Below are 542 nucleotides of genomic sequence, written 5' to 3'. Positions count from 1 at the left end.
GAAAAGCGCTGTTTTAGAAATCCTAATCGGTACTGCGACTACTGCGATAATAAAGGATTTACCCTAGAGACTATTGAGATAGGATTTGAGGCTAAGGTGGATTGTCCATTTTGCTCACGATTTAACCCAGAACAGCTTAAAGAAATCGAAGCTAGGGAAAAGTCTCTAGAATCTGAGCCAATACCGCCATTTGATCCTGAAGATATACCATTTTAAATAAAATAATAATCAAAAATATGTGGGAACCAACAGAAAACTTAAAAGCCATTCGTGAGTTAATGCTTACTCAAGATAATCGTAGTACTTCTTATCCAATTTTTATAATAGTTGAGGACAAAAAAGTCTATGGGGTCGCTGAAGAATACGGAGGAGAAAGAGAGCGAATGGAAGATTTTGATTACAAAGATTTATGTACGAGGTGTTTAGAGAGAGTTCGAGATAATCGCGAACCAGTAGAAGATTGCGATAATTGGCAATGCGACAAAACATTTGTAAATTATAGGGTCGAGGAAGATGTACCAAATATACGAGCAGGCTTCTTC

At 37.1% G+C, this 542-nt stretch carries 2 protein-coding genes; both read left to right on the top strand.

Annotated elements, in window-relative coordinates; all coding sequences use genetic code 11:
• Positions 1-216, top strand: a 216-nt coding sequence (locus AC3DE3_RS17130) for a hypothetical protein (RefSeq protein ID WP_488370824.1), incomplete at its 5' end; no start/stop codon positions are given.
• A gap of 20 nt (positions 217-236) precedes the next feature.
• Positions 237-542: hypothetical protein (locus tag AC3DE3_RS17125; RefSeq protein WP_488370823.1), on the top strand; the 306-nt coding region annotated here is incomplete at its 3' end.

The sequence above is a fragment of the Dietzia sp. IBK-p2-16D genome, from assembly GCF_057773085.1.
Note: the sequence above shows the minus strand (reverse complement) of the source record. Positions and strands in the feature narration are given on the sequence as shown.